This window comes from Micromonospora tarensis, from assembly GCF_016803395.1.
GTDB lineage: Bacteria > Actinomycetota > Actinomycetes > Mycobacteriales > Micromonosporaceae > Micromonospora > Micromonospora tarensis.
On record NZ_JAEVHL010000036.1, the window covers coordinates 19,744 to 37,513 of the forward strand.

The following is a 17,770-nucleotide window of genomic DNA, read 5'->3' on the forward strand; positions in this document are numbered from 1 at the left end:
CTCGCGACTGTGAGGCTCGCAAGCTCACGCCTCGCGCTCGCGGTGGGAACTCGCAGGCTCATTCCTCACGCTCACGGCAAAGAAGGCTACCGTTGGGTCGTGCCCGAACTACCGGAGGTTGAGGCGCTCGCGGGTTACCTGCGGCAGCGCGCGGTGGGGCGGCGTGTCGACCGGCTGGAGATCGCCGCGATCAGCGCCCTGAAGACGTACGAACCGGCCCCGAGCGAGGTGACCGGTCGGGCGGTGGTCGATGCCACCCGGCACGGCAAGTTCCTCGACGTGCTCTTCGAGGGCGATCTGCACCTGGTGGTGCACCTGGCCCGGGCCGGCTGGCTGCACTACCGGGAGGCGTTCCCGGCGACCACCCCGCTGCGCCCGGGCAAGGGCCCGATCGCGGTGCGGGTACGCCTGGACGACGGCTCCGGCTTCGACCTGACCGAGGCCGGCACGCAGAAGAAGCTGGCCGCGTATCTGGTCACCGACCCCGCGACGGTCCCCGGGGTGGCCAAGCTCGGCCCGGACGCGCTCGCCGCCGATCTGCCCACCTTCGCCGAGCGGCTGCGCAGCCGTCGAGGGCAGGTCAAGGGGGTGTTGACCGACCAGGCGGTGCTGTCCGGGGTGGGCAACGCGTACTCCGACGAGATCCTGCACGCCGCGAAGCTGTCCCCGTTCGCGATCACCGATCGGCTCACCGACGCCCAGATCGCCACCCTGCACGCCGCGACCCGGCAGGTCCTCGGCGACGCGGTGGAGCGCTCCCTCGGTTCGCGGGCCGCCGAACTCAAGGGCGAGAAGCGCTCCGGGTTGAAGGTGCACGCCCGCACCGGGCTGCCCTGCCCGGTGTGCGGAGACACCGTGCGGGAGGTGTCGTTCGCCGACTCCAGCCTCCAGTACTGCCCGACCTGCCAGACCGGCGGAAAGCCGCTCGCTGACCGTCGGTTGTCCCGCCTCGTACGGTGAGTAATTCCACTTCGCGACTACGGAGCGGAATCACCCTTACTGAGCCGAAGCTCCGGTCCGCCATTCTCGCCACGCGCGCATCCATCGGTATAGTGGCCCGGTCCCCGGCTTCTGAAATGGTGCGGAGCCGGCCAGATCCCGCCGGCACCATCGGTCGCCAATCTCCTTCGGGGCGGCGACCGGTCGGAGCTCCCGTGGGAGACTGGGACGGTGGGCGACCCGGGCCCTCACGCCGAGTGAGCGGCCCGTGTCATGCGGGAGGACATGGGTGAGGTGACGGCAAGCCTCCAGCGCCCGGTAACCAACGAAGGCCGGAGCAGACTCGTGCGGCACGTCGACAGCTTCGAGATCCAGCCGCCGACGCCGCCGTCACACAACGGCGTGCCCCGGTCGGCGTGGACCAGGGCGCGACGTCGTGTCTCCCGGTGGCACCGTCCCTACATCGCGATCCTGCTGTTGCTCGACTTCGGCGCGGCCGCGTTCGCTAGTTGGATCGCCATCCAGCTCTTCGACCAGGCCGCCTCCGGGTTCACCGGCACCAACCAGGACCCGACCTGGTTCCACACCATCTCCTACCTGCTGCTTCCGCTCGGCTGGGTGGTCATCCTCTGGAGCAACCGGGCGTACGACCGGCGCTATCTGGGGCTCGGCCCGGACGAGTTCAAGCGGGTGATCCGGGCCGCGGTGACGGTCGCCGCGAGCGTCTCGTTCCTCGCCTTCGCCACCAAGACCGCGCTGTCCCGGTGGACGGTAGGCACGGCCCTGCTCGGCGCCCTGCTGCTGATCCTGTGGTGCCGCTTCGTGGCCCGTTGGGCGCTGCACTACATCCGCCGGCGGGCCGGGCAGGCCGCCCACCGGATGGTGCTGGTCGGCACCCTGCCCGAGTGCCTTGAGGTCTACGCGGCGGTCACCCGCAGCCCGGCGGCCGGGCTGATGCCGGTCGCCATCCACATCACCGACGGCTACGCGGCGGCCCGGGGGATGCCCACCCCGGTGCCGGTGTACGCCGGTCGCGACGTGCTGGCCCTGGTCCGCGAGGTCGGCGGGGACACCATCGCCGTCTGCGGGTCGGCCAGCGCCGAGCCGGGCGAGCTGCGCCGGTTGGCCTGGCAGTTGGAGGGCTCCGGGGTCGACCTGGTGGTCGCGCCGCAGCTCACCGACATCGCCGGCCCCCGGGTGCACATCCGGCCGATCGAGGGCCTGCCGCTGCTGCACGTCGAGGAGCCGACCCTCTCCGGGCCGGCCCTGCTGGCCAAGAACCTGATGGACCGGGTCGCCGCCGGTCTCGGCCTGCTGCTGCTGATCCCGCTCTTCCTGGCCATCGCCGTGGCGATCCGGATCTCCGACCCGGGGCCGGTCTTCTTCCGCCAGCCCCGGGTGGGGCACGAGGGGCGCACGTTCCGGGTGTGGAAGTTCCGGACCATGTACGTCGACGCGGAGGACCGGCTGGCCAGCCTGGTCGACCGGAACGAGACCGACGGCATGCTGTTCAAGATGAAGGAGGACCCCCGGGTCTTCCCGGTCGGCCGCTTCCTCCGGGCCACCTCGCTGGACGAGCTGCCGCAGCTGATCAATGTGCTCTGGGGTGAGATGTCGCTGGTCGGGCCCCGCCCGTTGCCGGCCGACGACGGTGACTTCCTGGGTGACGTGCGCCGCCGGCTGCTGGTCCGCCCGGGCATGACCGGCCTGTGGCAGGTCTCCGGCCGCTCCGACCTGTCCTGGGACGAGTCGGTGCGCCTGGACCTCTACTACGTCGACAACTGGTCGCTCGCGTACGACCTCAGCATCCTGTGGCGCACCGTCGGGGTAGTGCTCGCCCGCAAGGGCGCGTACTAGCAGGAGGAGCCGGGATCGCCGCGTGGGTGGCAACCTTTCCGCCGTGGTCGGCGTCGTCTCGCTGGTCACCGCGTTGACCGCGGCCCTGCTGGCGGTGCTGCGGCTGCGGGCCCGTCGGGGCATCGCCACCGCCACCCAGCGGGCCACCTACGAGGTGCTGCACACCGCCGGCCTGGCCGCCGAGCCGCTGCGGGCCGGGTTGAGCGAGGCTGGCGCGGCGAAGGCCGTACGCCATCTGCGGGCGCTGGTGGGCGCGGTCGGGCTGGCGCTCACCGACGCCGACCGGCTGCTGGCCCTCGACGGGCGCGGCACGCACCACGGCGAGCAACTGTTGACGGCAGCCCAGCGGACGGTGGATTCCGGCCGCTCGACCGTGCTGGGTGAGCAGGAGCTGCGCTGCGACCGGGTGGACTGCCCGATCCGGGGGGCGGTGGTCGCGCCGTTGCAGGGGGCGGACGGCCGGGTGGTCGGCGCGCTGGTGGCGATCGCCGACAGCCCACCGCCGCCGGGGTTGGTGCAGGCCACCCTGGAGACGGCGCACTGGGCCGGCAACCAGCTCGCCCTGGCCGAGCTGGACTCGTCCCGGGAGCGGCTGGCCCGTGCGGAGATCCGGGCGTTGCGGGCGCAGATCAGCCCGCACTTCATCTACAACGCGCTGACCGCGATCGGCTCGTTCGTGCGCACCGATCCGGAGCGGGCCCGGGAGCTGATCCTGGAGTTCGCGGAGTTCACCAGGTACTCGTTCCGGGCGCACGGGGAGTTCACCACCCTGGCCGAGGAGCTGCGGTCGATCGACCGTTATCTGACCATCGAGCGGGCCCGGTTCGGGGACCGGTTGCAGGTGCGGTTGCAGATCGCCCCGGAGGTGCTGCCGGTGACGCTGCCGTTCCTCTGCCTCCAGCCGTTGGTGGAGAACGCGGTTCGCCACGGGTTGTCCCGCAAGCCGGGCACGGGCATGGTGAGCATCGAGGCCCGGGACGCGGGTGCCGAGTGCCACATCACGGTGGAGGACGACGGAGTGGGAATGGATCCGACCACGCTGACCGCCGGCATCGCCGAGCTGGCTCGCGGCGCCGGCGACCCGGGCGACGACACCGGCCAGCACGTCGGCCTCTCCAACGTCGACGAGCGGCTGCGGTCGGTCTTCGGGGACCGGTTCGGCCTGGTCGTGGAGACCGGGTTGGGCTCGGGCACCAAGGTGAGCATGCGGGTGCCGAAGTTCCATCCGGGTGTCCGGGCCGGGTCGTGAGCGAACGGACCGGGACGGGTGCGGTGAACGCGTCCGGCTTCCTCCGGGTGCTGGCCGTGGACGACGAGCCGCCCGCGCTCGACGAGTTGGCGTACCACCTGCGGGCCGACCCCCGGGTGGCCCGGCTGCACACGGCCGGGGACGCCACCGAGGCGCTGCGGCTGCTGCGCGACGGCGACGTGGACGTGGTCTTCCTGGACATCCGGATGCCCGGCCTGGACGGCATGGAGCTGGCCCGGGTGCTGCGCCGCTTCGCCCGGCCACCGGCGATCGTGTTCGTCACCGCGTACGACGACGGCGCGGTGGACGCCTTCGACCTGGGCGCCACCGACTACGTCCGCAAACCAGTTCGGGCCGAGCGGCTGGCCGAGTCGTTGCGCCGGGTGATCGGCTCGCGGGTGGTGCCGTCGCACCCGGCGGCGCTGGCCCGCGCGGAGGAGGACCCGACCATCCCGATCGAGTTGGCCGGCACCACCCGGATGCTGCCCCGCTCGGCGGTGCGGTGGGTGGAGGCGCAGGGGGACTACGCCCGGTTGCACACCGCGGAGGGGTCGCATCTGGTGCGGGTCTCGCTGGCCACGTTGGCGGAGCGGTGGGCCGATGCCGGTTTCGTCCGGGTGCACCGGTCGTACCTGGTGCAGCTGAAGTTGATCGCCGAGCTGCGGCTGGTCAACTCCGGTTACGTGGTGGTGATCGACTCCACCGAACTGCCGGTGAGCCGGCGGCATACCCGGGAGCTGAAGGACAAGCTGGTCAGGGCGGCGAAGCAGGACTGGAGCCGGTGAGTCGGGAATGAACCGGCGCCTGCCGTACGTTGTACGCTAGTCCGTACGACTGCCGGGAGGGCCGCGTGACCGAGACCCCGTTCGACGCCGAGACCGAATTCGACAGCCAACTCGACCGACTGGTGCGGCTCGGTTACCCCGCTCTGGCCGAGCTGACCGAGAGCGCCTTCCGCGACCTTGTCGCACCACTGCGCGCCAGGGCGGTCGACGGTGCCGCCGACGCACCCGCCCCCACCGCCGCCCGGGTGCCGTTCCTGCTGGTCATCACCCGCGAGCTGGTCGGGGTGCGGGAACGCCTGGCGCTGACCACGCTGGCCGGCAAGCGCAAGCCCGGCGTCCTGGACCGCAACTACGCCGAGGACGACCTGCCCCGCTTCGACCCGATCAAGGAGCTGGAGGTGCCGGTCGGCCCCGCGTACCTGCTCTTCGACGTCGACCGGGGCGAGGAGTTCCGCAACCTGGCCCCGGCCACCGCGATGGAGGGGATCACCGCCCAGGGCCGGCTGCCGCTCACCATCGACGAGGGTCTCGCCTTCGTCACGTTGCACCCCGCCGCGCTGGCCAGCAACCGGTGCTTCTCACTCGTCGGCTCGCGGTGCGGCGACAAGCGGGTGCCGGCGCTCTGGATCAGTCAGGGCGCACCCAAGCTGGGCTGGTGCTGGTATGGCAATCCGCACACCTGGCTCGGCTCCGCCTCGGCCCGGCCAGAGCGGATAGGCCTTGACCGATCCCACTGAGGACGCTAACCCCGAACGGTCAATTCCCTAGCCATCGCCGGTGACCTATCCTCCGGGTGCCGATCCCGTACGGGGCGCAGGGTCGGTGCGGGCGGAGCCTGCTCAGGCCGCCCCACCACCCTCACGTTGGGACATCGATGCAGCAATTCCCAGCCCGCCGTGCCCTGCTGGCCGGTGCCGTCGTGGCGGCCCTCGTGCTGTCCGGCGCCACCGCGGCCCAGGCCGCGGCAACGGGCGCGGTCAGCGGACGACTGACCACCAGCGCCGGCGCACCCGCCGCCGAGGTACTCGTGCAGCTCTACGAGAGCGACAGCTACGCGTACGTCGAATCCACGAACACCGACGCCGACGGCAACTACACAGTCGACGGAGTGCCGGCCGGCTCCTACGTGGTGGGCTACTTCCCCTGGCTGAAGCCCGAGCAGTACCACCACCAGCAGCCCACCGCGTTCGACGCCGACCCGGTCACCGTGACCGCCGGCGGCACCACCCGGGTCGACGAGCAACTCTTCCCGACCGGCACCATCACCGGCCGGATCGTGAACGCGACAGGTCAGCCGGTCGTGGACCTCAACGTCGACGTCCGGGAGGTCGACACGTTCGCCTGGGCCGGTGGTCGCACCGACGAGCAGGGCAACTTCACGGTCGCCGCCCGGCCGGGCCGCTACACCGTGAGCATCCAACCGGTCGAGGGCTCCTACCAGGAGCAGTACGTGCCGGGGAAGCTCGACCAGGACAGCGCCACCGTCTTCGAGGTGAAGGCGGACGAGTCGGTGCTGGCCAACGAGACGGTGCTGCCGGTGGGCAGCCTGACCGGCCGGTTCACCACCGCCGCCGGCGCCCCGCTCAGCAACGCCGACGTCAACGTCAACACCGCCAACTCGTACGGGGTGACGTGGACGCAGACCGACGAGAACGGCCAGTTCACCGCGCAACTGCTCCAGGGTTCCTACCAGGTCGGCCTGACCGCCGGCGAGCGGCAGCAGTACTACCGGGGCAAGCTGAACCCGGAGGAGGCCACCCTGGTCGAGGTGCGCGGCGGGCAGCAGAAGACCATCACGGACAGCCTGCTCGGCACGGGCACTGTCACCCTCTCCGCCGTCGACTCGGTCACCGGCGCCCCGATCGCCAACTTCTGCGCCCAGTCGGTCTGCAGCAATGGCACCGGCACGGTGACCGTCACCGACCTGCCGCAGGGCAGTCACACCATCTACCTGGACGCACCGGACAAGCTGCACTTCTCCCGCGAGGTCACCGGCGTGCGGGTGCAGGCGAACAACGACACCAAGCTGACCGTGAAGATGCGGGCTGGCGCGGTCATCAGCACCACCATCGTCGACCGGCAGAGCGGCGCCCCGGTCCCGGACGTCTGCCTGGACACCTTCCTGCCGAAGCAGGCGTCGCTCCAGGACGGCTACGGCGACTGCAGCGACCGCACCGGGCGGATCCAGGTCGGGCCGCTCGCCGCCGGCAGCTACAAGCTGTTCGCGGTGCCGCAGACCGACAGCTACGGCCGCCAGTGGGTCGGCGCCGACGGTGGTAGCGGCGACGAGCGGGCGGCGGTCGCCGTCACCGCGACCGTGGGCCAGGTCGTCACCGGGCCGCAGGTCCGGTTGGACCGGGCCGGCAGGATCACCGGCACGGTCACCAACGCGGCCGGCACGCCGGTGCCGAACGCCGGCGTGTCGGTGCTGACCGGTCACCCCGGGGTCGGCGCCGAGGACGCCACCGCCGACGAGCACGGTGTCTACACCATCAAGCGCCTCGGCCCGTACGCCTGGCCGCTGGTGTTCGGTGGTCAGGCGTACGCCAGCGAGTGGTCCGGCGACAAGCCGAGCCGGTTCACCGCGACCCCGGTGACGGTGACCGCCGGGGCGACAGTCACGCACAACGCCCAACTCGACGAGGGCGTTTCGCTGAGCGGTACCTTCCGGACGCCGGACGGCACCCCCTTCACCGGCGGGTGGGTGCTGGCCCGCAGCGTCGACACCGGCGACATCGCGGGCAGCGGCTGGATCACCGACGGGCGGTTCACCATTCGCCTCAAGGGATCCCAGCAGATCTTCTTCACCTACAACGCCTCCCTCGGCGAGGAGCAGCACGTCGACGGTCGCTACCTGGTGACCCAGCCGGACGGCACGCGCAAGCTGGCGCGTTTCGCCGTCCCGGCCAGCGGCAGCATGTCGGCGGACCTGGTCGTGCCGGTCAACTGACAGTTAGGTGGAGTGGGGTCGGTGGCGCTGCCACCGGCCCCGTTCTGCGCCCGAGCGCGACCAGCCGGGGCCGGTCAGAAGATGTCGGCCAGCGGCAGCGCGATGGGGAACGGATGATCGGTGCGGTAGACCTCACCGGCGGCCAGCACGACCAGGCTTCGCCGTGGCCGGGCCGGGCAGGATTGGTCACCGTCACACCTCCTCTCTACCGGACCACAGTGACAGCTCGGTCGGTCGTCCACAACGAGCCTCGGGAGTTCACACAGGCCAGCCTGCGTCTCCATCGAGTTATCCACAGGGGTAAGCCGATTTCCACAGGTTATCCACAACGCCACCCACCGCCGGGTACGACGCCGCCGGCTGGTCCTGCTTGACAATCCCGCGCGGCGGGCGAGACTGCCGGGGTGGCCATGCAACTCCCTGACGTGGGGTCGGGCGGTGCGGTCCCGCCGCCCCGGCGGGCCCGGATCGTGCTGGCCGAGATCACCCGGCAGGACACCCGTGCCGAGCGGACCCGCGCCGAGTTGGCCCAGCAGACCCAGATCGGTGAGGCGCTGGTGCGCGGCCTGGTCCGGGCGCAACTCGCGCTGGCGTTGCGACTCTCCCTGGTGGTGGCCATCGGCTTGGGCGGGCTGCCCTGGCTGTTCGCGATCGCACCCTCGCTCGGCCGGACCACCGTCGCCGGCGTCAACCTGCCGTGGTTACTGCTCGGGGTGGCCTCCTTCCCGTTCCTGATCGCTGTGGGCTGGGCGTACGTGCGGTTGGCCGAGCGCAACGAGCAGGACTTCATCGACCTGGTGCAACGGCCGGAGCGCTGACGTGGGCAACGGCTTCGTGGTCCCGGCCATCGTCGCGGTCACCCTGGTCACCGTCGGGATCGGCTTCTACGGGCTGCGGTTGGCCCGGACCACGTCCGACTTCCTGGTGGCGTCCCGGGCGATCAGTCCGACCTGGAACGCCGCCGCCATCGGCGGGGAGTACCTCTCGGCGGCGAGCTTCCTCGGCATCGCCGGGCTGGTCCTCAAGTACGGCGTGGACGTGCTCTGGTACCCGGTCGGGTTCGCCGCCGGTTACCTGGCTCTGCTGCTCTTCGTGGCGGCGCCGCTGCGGCGTTCCGGCGCGTTCACCCTGCCGGACTTCTGCGAGCTACGGCTGGGGTCCCGCCGACTCCGCATCCTGGCCACCGCCTTCGTGATCTTCATCGGTTGGCTCTACCTGGTGCCGCAGCTCCAGGGTGCCGGGCTGACCCTGGCCACGGTGGCCGGCTCCCCGTACCCGCTCGGAGCGCTGCTGGTGGCCGCCGTGGTCACCGCGAACGTGGCGCTGGGTGGGATGCGTGCGATCACCTTCGTGCAGGCGTTCCAGTACTGGCTCAAGCTGACCGCGCTCGCCGTACCGGTGATCTTCCTGGTGTTGCAGTGGCAGGCCGACGGCCGCCCGGCGGTGACCCCACCCGACGGTCTGACGTTCCGGACCGCGACCACCGTCGTGGTCGAGCACCGGGCGACCCTCACCCTGCCCAACGGCGATATCCGGGAGGTACGCCCCGGCGACGAACTGGCCTTCGCCGCCGGTGACCCGGTGCCGGACGTGTCCGGGGTGGCCACCGCCGCCAGCGACTGGCTGCTGCCCAGCGCGGCGGGCAACGACGACCGGGGACTGTTCGCCACGTACTCGCTGATCCTCGCCACGTTCCTGGGCACCATGGGCCTGCCACACGTGCTGGTCCGCTTCTACACCAACCCGGACGGCGCGGCGGCCCGCCGGACCACCCTGGTGGTGCTCGCCCTGGTCGGCGCCTTCTACCTGCTGCCCACCCTGTACGGGGTGCTCGGTCGGATCTACACCCCGCAGTTGCTGCTCAGCGGGCAGACCGACGCGGTGGTGGTGCTGCTGCCCGGCGCGGCCCTCGGCGACGGGACGGTCGGGCGGCTGCTCGCCGCGCTGGTCTCGGCGGGTGCCTTCGCCGCCTTCCTGTCCACCTCGTCCGGGCTGCTGACCAGCGTCGCCGGCGTCATCTCGACGGACGTGCTCGGCCGCGGTTCGGTACGCGGTTTCCGGCTGGCCACGGTGATCGCCGGAGCGGTGCCGACGCTGCTCGCGCTGCACGTCTCCGGGCTGGACGTGTCGCAGGTCGTCGGGCTGGCCTTCGCGGTCGCCGCGTCGAGTTTCTGCCCGCTGCTGGTGCTCGGCATCTGGTGGCGGGGGCTGACCGATCTGGGCGCCGCCGCCGGAGTGCTGGTCGGTGGTGGAGCCGCGATCGGCGCGGTGCTGGTCACCGTGCTCGGCCCGCCGCTGTCCGGCTGGCCGGCCACGCTCACCACCCAGCCGGCCGCCTGGACGGTGCCGCTGGCCTTCACCGTGATGGTCGCGGTGTCGGTCGCCACCCGTCGCCGTACCCCGGCCGACGTCGCGGCCACCATGCTCCGCCTGCACACGCCGGAGACCCTCCGGATGTAGCGCCCTGGCGTCCGCCTCCGGGATGACCACCGGTCCGCCCGCCGCCGGACGGCGGAACTGGTGGTCGACGGATAACGTCGGCGCATGACTGTTGAGCATCCCGCGCTCGCGCTGCGTGGCCTGGCCAAGCGGTTCGACGGCACGATCGCGGTAGCCGGTGTCGATCTGGACGTCCCGGCCGGCTCCTTCTACGGCCTGCTCGGCCCGAACGGCGCCGGCAAGACCACCACCCTGTCGATGGCGGTCGGGCTGCTGCGGCCGGACGCCGGGGCGGCCTGGGTGCTCGGGCACGACGTCTGGCAGGACCCGATCACCGCGAAGCGGCTGCTCGGCGTGATGCCGGACGGGGTCCGTCTGTTCGACCGGCTGACCGGGGCGGAGCTGCTGGCGTACAACGGGCTGTTGCGGGGGATGGACCCGGCGGTGGTCGACCAGCGAGCCGCGGAGCTGCTCGACGTGCTGGCGCTCGGCGACGCCGGTCGGACCCTGGTGGTGGACTACTCGGCGGGCATGAAGAAGAAGATCGGTCTGGCCTGCGCGCTGCTGCACGGCCCCCGGGTGCTGGTGCTGGACGAGCCGTTCGAGGCGGTCGACCCGGTCTCCGCCGCGCTGATCCGGGACATCCTCACCAGGTACGCGGCCGGCGGCGGCACTGTGGTCTTCTCCAGCCACGTCATGGAGGTGGTGGAGCGGCTCTGCTCGCACGTGGCGATCCTGGCCGGTGGCACCATCAAGCGGGTCGGGACGATCGACGAGGTTCGCGGCGACCGCTCGTTGGAGCAGGTCTTCGTCGAGGTGGTGGGTGGCCGCACCGCGACCGGCGAGGAGTTGTCGTGGCTCTCCCAGTGAGCACGGGCGCCAACCCGGCAGCGCCGGTGCGCCCGGTCTCCGCCCGGCACTTCGTGCGGCTCAAGCTGCGGGTGATGGGCAACAACTTCCGGGGTCAGGGCTGGCGGATCGCCCTGTTCATCGGCGGCGCGCTGCTCGGGCTCTGGTTCGCCGCCAGCGGTTTCTTCCTTTTCGCCGCGCCCGGTCTGGCCGACGACGGCCGGTACGCGGTGCTGGTCGCGGCGGCGGGCGGCGGCCTGCTGGTGCTCGGTTGGCTGCTCCTGCCGCTGGTCTTCTTCGGCGTGGACGAGACGCTGGACCCGGCCCGGTTCGCGCTGCTGCCGCTGCCCCGCCGCACGCTGGTGACCGGCCTGTTCGTCGCGGCCCTGGTCAGTGTGCCGGTGCTGGCGGTGCTCATCGCTACCCTCGGGCTGGTGCTGACCGCCTGGTCGCTGGGCGGTTGGTCGGCCGGGTTGGTCGCGGTCGTGGGTGTGCTCGCCGGGCTGCTGCTCTGCGTGGCCGCGAGCCGGGCGGTGACCAGCGCCTTCGCCACCATGCTGCGGTCCCGCCGGGTGCGCGACCTGGCGGCCGTGCTGCTGGCGGTGACCGCCGCCCTGATCGGTCCGTTGCAGGTCTTCGGTCTCGCCGCGCTGCGGCAGGCGGACTGGAACCGCCTGGCCGGCGCGGCGACCGTGATCGGTTGGACGCCGTTCGGCGCGCCGTGGACCGCCGGCATCGACGTGGCCCAGGGCCGGGTGTGGGCGGCACCGGTCAAGTTGCTGATCACGGTGATGGCGCTCGGCGCCCTGCTGGCCTGGTGGTCCCGGTCGCTGGAGTCGGCCATGGTGGGCGCGACGAGCGGCGGCAAGGCCCCGGCACGGCGGGGGGCCACCGGCGGCGCGGTCGCCCAGCTGTTTCCCCGGGTGGCCGGCTGGGCGGGCCGGGACCGGTTCGGTGCCCTGGTCGCCCGGGAGGCCCGTTACTGGTGGCGGGACGCTCGCCGGCGGGCCAACCTGATCACGATCGCGGTGGTCGGCATCTTCGTGCCGGTGTTCATAAACGTCACGGGTGGGGACTTCGCGGCCATGGAGAGCGGGGGGTTGACGGCGGCGGCCGGCGACAGCTCGCCGGTCGTGGTCACCATCTCCATGGTTCTCGTGGGTGTGCTCGCCGCGGCCACCCTGGCCAACCAGTTCGGCTTCGACGGCAGTGCGTACGCCGCGAACGTGGTGGCCGGGGTGCCCGGTCGGGTGGAGCTGCGGGCGCGGATGACGGCCTTCTCGCTCTACGTGCTGCCGATGCTGGCATTCGTGGCGGTGGTGCTGTCGGTGCTGCTCGGTCGACCGGGTTGGATCGGGCTCACCTTCGGCGGCCTGGTCGCCACCTACGGTGCCGGGCTGGCGGTGAACAGCCTGGTCTCCGTGCTCGGTGCCTACTCGCTGCCGGAGACGAGCAACCCGTTCGCGATGAACAGCGGTGCGGGCCTGACGAAGGGGCTACTCACCCTGCTCACCATGATCGCCTCGGCGGTCGCCGCGGTGCCGATGGTGGTCGCCGCGGCGCTGCTCGGTGACGCCTGGCTCTGGTTGGCGTTGCCGGTCGGCGCGGCGTACGGGTTGGGAGCGGCGTTGCTGGGTGCCTACCTGGCCGGGGACGTGTTGGACCGACGCCAGCCGGAGTTGCTGGCCACCGTCACGCCGCGGCGCTGAGCCGTACGGGCGCCCCCGGGGGCGAAACGCCGGTGGGGCGGCCCCGCCTCCCGTTATGGTGCGAGCGTGCACACCCGCTACCGCAGCGTCGTCGTCGACGGGCTCTCCGTCTTCTACCGGGAGGCGGGCCCGCCGGACGCGCCCGTGTTGCTGCTCCTGCACGGGTTCCCGTCCTCGTCGCGAATGTTCGAGCCGCTCTTCGGCCGGCTCGCCGACCAGCTCCGGTTGATCGCGCCGGACTACCCCGGTTTCGGGCACAGCGACGCCCCCGATCCGGGTGGTTTCCCGTACACCTTCGACCGGATCGCCGCCACGATGGCGGGCTTCGCCGCGGCGGTCGGCGCCGAGCACTACCTGCTCTACGGGCAGGACTACGGCGGGCCGGTGGGGTTCCGGATGGCCCTCGCCGATCCGGGTCGACTGCGCGGCCTGATCGTGCAGAACGCGGTCGCCCACGACTCGGGGTTGGGACCGTTCTGGGCCACCCGCCGGGCCTTCTGGCAGGACCGGGCCGGGCACGAGGCGGCGATCCGGGAGAACATCCTGTCGCTGGCGGCGACCCGGACCCGGCACGTCGGTGACGATCCCGACCCGGAGCGGTACGACCCCGACCTGTGGGTCGACGAGCACGCCTTTCTCAACCGCCCCGGGGTGGTCGAGCGGCAGCTGGACCTGATGTACGACTACCGGACCAACGTCGCGTCCTACCCCGTCTGGCAGGACTGGCTCCGGCGGACCCGGCCCCCGCTGCTGGTCCTCTGGGGTCGACACGACACCTCGTTCGAGAACACCGAGCCGGAGGCGTACCGCTCCGACGTGCCGGAGGCGGAGGTGCACCTGCTGGACGGCGGGCACTTCGTGCTCGACACCCGGCCGGACGAGGTGGCGACCCTGATCCGGACCTTCGCCGCTCGGGTTCGCGCGGGCGGCGGGTCGGGTCACAATGTTTCACGTGAATCATGAGCCGGGTGCCGAGATCCACCACACCGATCCCTTCGCGGTGCCGACCGGGCAACGGTCGCCGGTACGCCGGCTGCGGGGTCGCCTCGCCGAGCCGGTGACCCTCTGGACGGCACCCGGTCCGGCCGGGCTGACCGTCTCCTCCACCCTGGTGGCCGAGGGGGAACCGGACCGGCTGCTCGGGCTGATCGACCCGGAGTCCGACCTCTGGGCGGCCGTCGAGGAGTCGGGTCGGTTCGCTGTCGCCCCGCTCGGCCCGCCACACCGGCAACTCGCCGACCGGTTCGCCGGCCTCTTTCCCGCTCCGGGTGGGCTCTTCGCCACCGGTGGATGGACCGAGACGCCGTACGGGCCGGTCCCGACGGACGCCGGCGGCTGGGCCGGTTGCCGACTGGACACCGCCCGGGAGTACGGCTGGGCCCTGCTGGTGGAGGCGACCATCGAGGCGGTCGAGCTGGCCGAGGAGGGCGCTCCACTGCTGCACTACCGCGGTCGTTACCACGAGCTGCCGGCCTGAACGGACGCCTCGCCCAGACCGACCGATCACCGCAGTGATCTGAGTCACTTGGCGCAGCCAGCCAACCGCTCGGCGCACTCGCCGACCGGCGTCGATCTCAGCCTTCCCTGCCGGGGAGTGCGCTCTTTACGGTGCGCGAAACTCCTCTGACGCCTGTGAAGGTGGTGATCCACAGATGTCCACGGACACACCCGCTCCGGCCGCTCCCCAGTCGGACAAGTACCTGACCGTACAACGGTCGGACGAATTCGCTGGGCTGCGGCGTACGCTGCGCGGCTTCGTCTTCCCGATGACCGTCGCGTTCTTCCTGTGGTATGCGCTCTACGTCATTCTCTCCGCGTATGCCAGGGACTTCATGGGCACGAAGCTGTTCGGCAGCAACATCAACGTCGCGCTGGTCTTCGGCCTGCTCCAGTTCGTCTCCACGTTCCTGATCGCCTGGCTGTACTCCCGGTACGCGGACCGGAAGATCGACCCCGTCGCCGACCGGATCCGCGCCGAGATCGGGGAGGTGACCCATGAAGACGGTCCACGCGGTTGAGACGTTCCTCGCGGCCGAGGCGGGCGATCACACCGCCCGCAACCTGACCATCACGCTCTTCCTGGTCTTCGTGGCGGTCACCCTGGCCATCACCATCTGGGCCAGCCGGCAGACCAAGACGGCCACCGACTTCTACGCGGGCGGCCGGTCCTTCTCCGGCTTCCAGAACGGCATGGCGATCGGCGGCGACTACATGTCGGCCGCCTCGTTCCTCGGCATCGCCGGCATCATCGCGCTCTACGGCTACGACGGCTTCCTCTACTCGATCGGCTTCCTGGTCGCCTGGCTGGTGGCCCTGCTGCTGGTCGCGGAGCTGCTGCGCAACTCGGGCCGGTACACGATGGCGGACGTGCTGGCCTTCCGGATGCGGCAGCGTCCGGTGCGTACGGCGGCGGCGGTCTCCACCATCACGGTGTCGATCTTCTATCTGCTCGCCCAGATGGTGGGTGCCGGCGCGCTGGTCGCGCTGCTGCTCGGCATCCGGCCGGGGACGACCTTCCTCGGCATGGACGCCTCCACCGCGAAGGTGGCCACCATCATCATGGTCGGCGCGCTGATGATCATTTACGTCACGGTGGGCGGCATGAAGGGCACCACCTACGTGCAGATCGTCAAGGCGTTCCTGCTCATGGGCGGTGCGCTGCTGATGACGATCCTGGTGTTGGCGAAGTTCAACTTCAACCTGTCGGCGCTGCTCGGCCAGGCGGCCGAGGCCTCCGGCAAGGGCAGCGCGTTCCTCGAACCCGGGCTGCGGTACGGCGTCGAGGTGGCCGGCAACTCGACCCAGACCTTCTACAACAAGGTGGATCTGCTCTCCCTGGGTATCGCCCTGGTGCTCGGCACCGCCGGTCTGCCGCACATCCTGATCCGCTTCTACACGGTGCCGACCGCGAAGGCGGCCCGCAAGAGCGTGCTCTGGGCGATCGGCATCATCGGCACCTTCTACCTGCTCACCCTGGCCCTCGGCTTCGGTGCGGCGGCGCTGGTCGGCAGCCAGGCGATCACCGCACAGGACAAGGCCGGCAACACCGCCGCGCCGCAGTTGGCCGAAGCGCTCGGCATCGACTTCTTCGGCGGTGACCTGGGTGGCGCGGCGCTGCTGGCGATCATCGCGGCGGTCGCCTTCGCCACCATCCTGGCGGTGGTCGCCGGGTTGACGCTCGCCTCGTCGTCCAGCCTGGCGCACGACTTCTACGCGAACGTCCTCAAGCGGGGCGACACGTCGGAGCGGCAGGAGGTGCGGGTCGCCCGGATCTCCGCCCTGGTGATCGGTGCGGTGTCGATCGCCTTGTCGATCTACGCGCAGAACCTCAACGTGGCGTTCCTGGTGGCGCTGGCCTTCGCGGTCGCCGCCTCGGGCAACCTGCCGGCGATCCTCTACAGCCTCTTCTGGCGGCGGTTCAACACCTCCGGAGCGGTGTGGGCGATCTACGGCGGTCTGCTCTCGGCCGTGCTGCTGGTGTTCTTCTCGCCGGTCGTCTCGGGTGCGGCGACCTCGATGTTCCCGGATCACGACTGGCAGTGGTTCCCGCTGTCCAACCCGGGCATCCTCTCCATCCCGTTCGGTTTCCTGTGCGGCTGGATCGGCACCGTCATCTCGAAGGAGCACGACGAGGACAAGTACGCGGAGCTGGAGGTTCGCGCCCTCACCGGCGCCGGCGCCCACTGACCGCGACACAGGGACCCCTGTTGGCGCCACGCGTCAACAGGGGCCCCTTCCTTGCAAATCTGGCTCGGTAGGCTGACCGGTATGAAGGTTGCTGAGCGCTTTGGTTCCGGTCACCGCGTCCTCGTCACCGGCGGCGCCGGCTTCGTGCCGTCGCACCTGGTGGACGTCCTGATCGGCCGCGGTTGCACGGTGGTGGTCCTGGACAACTTCGTGACCGGCGCCAAGGAGAACGTGGCCCACCTGCTGGACCGGCCGACCTTCACCCTCGTCGAGGCGGACATCTCCGACGGCCTGCCGACCCACCACCCGGCGTTGGCCGAGCGGTTCGACGCGATCCTGCACATGGCCTCCCCGGCCAGCCCCACCGACTTCGCCCAGTTGCCAGTGGAGATCCTCCGGGTCGGCTCGGTGGGCACCCTGCACCTGCTGGAGCGCGCGGTCGCCGACGGCGCCCGGTTCCTGATGGCCTCCACCTCCGAGGCGTACGGGGATCCGAAGGAGCACCCGCAGCGGGAGACCTACTGGGGCAACGTCAACCCGATCGGGGTCCGCAGCGTCTACGACGAGGCGAAGCGCTTCTCCGAGGCCGCGACGATGGCGTACCACCGCTACCGCGGGCTCGACGCGGCGATCGTCCGGATCTTCAACACGTACGGCCCACGGATGCGCCCGGACGACGGCCGCGCCATCCCCACCTTCATCTCACAGGCGCTGCGCGGCGAGCCGATCACCGTGCACGGCACCGGCAACCAGACCCGGTCCATCTGCTTCGTCGAGGACCTGGTGCGGGGCATCCTGCTGCTGCTCGACTCGACCGAGACGGGGCCGGTCAACTGCGGCACCGAGCACGAGCTGTCGATGCGGCAACTCGCCGAGTTGATCGTGTCGCTCTCCGGCAGCAGCTCCGAGGTTAGCTATGTCACCCGCAGCTCGGACGACCCCGAGATGCGCCGGCCGGATCTCACGCTCGCCCGTGAACTGCTCGGTTACCAGCCGACGGTGACGCCCGAAGACGGCCTTCGACGCACGATTGACTACTTCCGGGCCCGGCTAGGGTAACCAGATGTCGCGCGCCGCCTGCCGCTGAGTGTCGCCTGAAGGCGGCGCTGGCTCTCGCTACGTACCCTGAGTTACATGTCCGCGACGTCGTCTGCCGACCTTCCGCATCCATACCTGCGCCGCAGCGCCGGGCGTGCCTCGTGCCCGGCCCCGACCGGGGCGCCTCCGGTCGGGCTCGACCGACCGAGGCGCGCTTCTACCCGTCGTACGACGAGGAGCAGCCCGGCCCGGCGGGCCGGGAGGGCCG

The 17,770-nt window shown here is 71.2% G+C and carries 15 protein-coding genes and 1 pseudogene; 15 read left to right on the plus strand and 1 reads right to left on the minus strand.

Going from position 1 to position 17,770, the window contains the following annotated elements; genetic code table 11:
• Positions 1-99: 99 nt before the first annotated feature.
• The 6 genes from JM949_RS10770 to JM949_RS10795 all read left to right on the plus strand — a co-directional run bounded on the left by JM949_RS10770 (position 100) and on the right by JM949_RS10795 (position 7,780).
• Positions 100-960, plus strand: coding sequence for an Fpg/Nei family DNA glycosylase (locus tag JM949_RS10770; protein WP_203148264.1), 861 nt, complete (start codon positions 100-102; stop codon positions 958-960).
• A 264-nt stretch (positions 961-1,224) separates the two neighbouring features.
• A complete protein-coding gene (locus tag JM949_RS10775) occupies positions 1,225-2,796 on the plus strand; it encodes a sugar transferase (protein ID WP_203148277.1) in 1,572 nt (523 codons plus the stop codon).
• Between the two features lie 22 nt (positions 2,797-2,818).
• Positions 2,819-4,045, plus strand: coding sequence for a sensor histidine kinase (locus JM949_RS10780; RefSeq protein WP_203148265.1), 1,227 nt, complete (start codon positions 2,819-2,821; stop codon positions 4,043-4,045).
• Positions 4,046-4,068: 23 nt separating this feature from the next.
• A complete protein-coding gene (locus JM949_RS10785; protein ID WP_203148278.1) occupies positions 4,069-4,830 on the plus strand; it encodes a LytR/AlgR family response regulator transcription factor in 762 nt (253 codons plus the stop codon).
• A gap of 65 nt (positions 4,831-4,895) precedes the next feature.
• Entirely contained in the window at positions 4,896-5,567 is a 672-nt protein-coding gene (locus tag JM949_RS10790; RefSeq protein WP_203148266.1) for a DUF5701 family protein, read from the plus strand.
• A 137-nt stretch (positions 5,568-5,704) separates the two neighbouring features.
• Positions 5,705-7,780: a carboxypeptidase-like regulatory domain-containing protein gene (locus tag JM949_RS10795; protein ID WP_203148267.1), complete on the plus strand. Its 2,076-nt coding sequence runs from the start codon at positions 5,705-5,707 to the stop codon at positions 7,778-7,780.
• 74 nt (positions 7,781-7,854) lie between these two features.
• On the opposite strand, the gene JM949_RS36800 is transcribed toward JM949_RS10795, so the two are convergent.
• Entirely contained in the window at positions 7,855-8,064 is a 210-nt protein-coding gene (locus JM949_RS36800; protein WP_238432931.1) for a hypothetical protein, read from the minus strand.
• Positions 8,065-8,190: 126 nt separating this feature from the next.
• On the opposite strand from JM949_RS36800, the gene JM949_RS10800 reads away from it, so the two are divergent.
• The 9 genes and pseudogenes from JM949_RS10800 (at position 8,191) to JM949_RS10840 (ending at position 17,523) form a co-directional block, all read left to right on the plus strand.
• Entirely contained in the window at positions 8,191-8,598 is a 408-nt protein-coding gene (locus JM949_RS10800) for a DUF485 domain-containing protein (protein WP_203148279.1), read from the plus strand.
• A gap of 1 nt (position 8,599) precedes the next feature.
• Positions 8,600-10,240 carry a sodium/solute symporter gene (locus JM949_RS10805; protein WP_203148268.1) on the plus strand — a complete coding sequence of 547 codons (1,641 nt, stop codon included), beginning with the start codon at positions 8,600-8,602 and terminating at the stop codon, positions 10,238-10,240.
• Positions 10,241-10,324: 84 nt separating this feature from the next.
• Complete coding sequence (locus JM949_RS10810) at positions 10,325-11,089, plus strand: ABC transporter ATP-binding protein (RefSeq protein ID WP_203148269.1); 765 nt, start codon at positions 10,325-10,327, stop codon at positions 11,087-11,089.
• A complete protein-coding gene (locus JM949_RS10815; protein WP_203148270.1) occupies positions 11,074-12,777 on the plus strand; it encodes an ABC transporter permease in 1,704 nt (567 codons plus the stop codon). Before JM949_RS10810 ends, JM949_RS10815 begins: the two co-directional genes overlap by 16 nt.
• Positions 12,778-12,843: 66 nt before the next feature.
• Positions 12,844-13,740 (plus strand): alpha/beta fold hydrolase, encoded by an 897-nt coding sequence (locus JM949_RS10820; protein WP_203148271.1) that lies wholly within the window; start codon positions 12,844-12,846, stop codon positions 13,738-13,740.
• Positions 13,694-14,254, plus strand: a pseudogene (locus tag JM949_RS10825) (flavin reductase family protein); the annotation flags it as partial. The gene JM949_RS10820 and the pseudogene JM949_RS10825, both read left to right, overlap by 47 nt.
• A 175-nt stretch (positions 14,255-14,429) precedes the next feature.
• Entirely contained in the window at positions 14,430-14,795 is a 366-nt protein-coding gene (locus JM949_RS10830) for a DUF485 domain-containing protein (protein WP_203148272.1), read from the plus strand.
• Positions 14,773-16,464 carry a solute symporter family protein gene (locus tag JM949_RS10835; RefSeq protein WP_203148273.1) on the plus strand — a complete coding sequence of 564 codons (1,692 nt, stop codon included), beginning with the start codon at positions 14,773-14,775 and terminating at the stop codon, positions 16,462-16,464. Before JM949_RS10830 ends, JM949_RS10835 begins: the two co-directional genes overlap by 23 nt.
• Positions 16,465-16,545: 81 nt before the next feature.
• Complete coding sequence (locus tag JM949_RS10840; protein WP_203148274.1) at positions 16,546-17,523, plus strand: NAD-dependent epimerase/dehydratase family protein; 978 nt, start codon at positions 16,546-16,548, stop codon at positions 17,521-17,523.
• Positions 17,524-17,770: the final 247 nt, after the last annotated feature.

Excerpts from the sequence above, each read along its gene's own strand:
- JM949_RS10775 (WP_203148277.1), top strand. The coding sequence starts at position 1,225 with ATGGGTGAGGTGACGGCAAGCCTCCAGCGCCCGGTAACCAACGAAGGC.
- JM949_RS10795 (WP_203148267.1), top strand. The coding sequence starts at position 5,705 with ATGCAGCAATTCCCAGCCCGCCGTGCCCTGCTGGCCGGTGCCGTCGTG.
- JM949_RS36800 (WP_238432931.1), bottom strand. The coding sequence starts at position 8,064 with ATGGAGACGCAGGCTGGCCTGTGTGAACTCCCGAGGCTCGTTGTGGAC.
- JM949_RS10800 (WP_203148279.1), top strand. The coding sequence starts at position 8,191 with ATGCAACTCCCTGACGTGGGGTCGGGCGGTGCGGTCCCGCCGCCCCGG.
- JM949_RS10810 (WP_203148269.1), top strand. The coding sequence starts at position 10,325 with ATGACTGTTGAGCATCCCGCGCTCGCGCTGCGTGGCCTGGCCAAGCGG.
- JM949_RS10830 (WP_203148272.1), top strand. The coding sequence starts at position 14,430 with ATGTCCACGGACACACCCGCTCCGGCCGCTCCCCAGTCGGACAAGTAC.
- JM949_RS10835 (WP_203148273.1), top strand. The coding sequence starts at position 14,773 with ATGAAGACGGTCCACGCGGTTGAGACGTTCCTCGCGGCCGAGGCGGGC.
- JM949_RS10840 (WP_203148274.1), top strand. The coding sequence starts at position 16,546 with ATGAAGGTTGCTGAGCGCTTTGGTTCCGGTCACCGCGTCCTCGTCACC.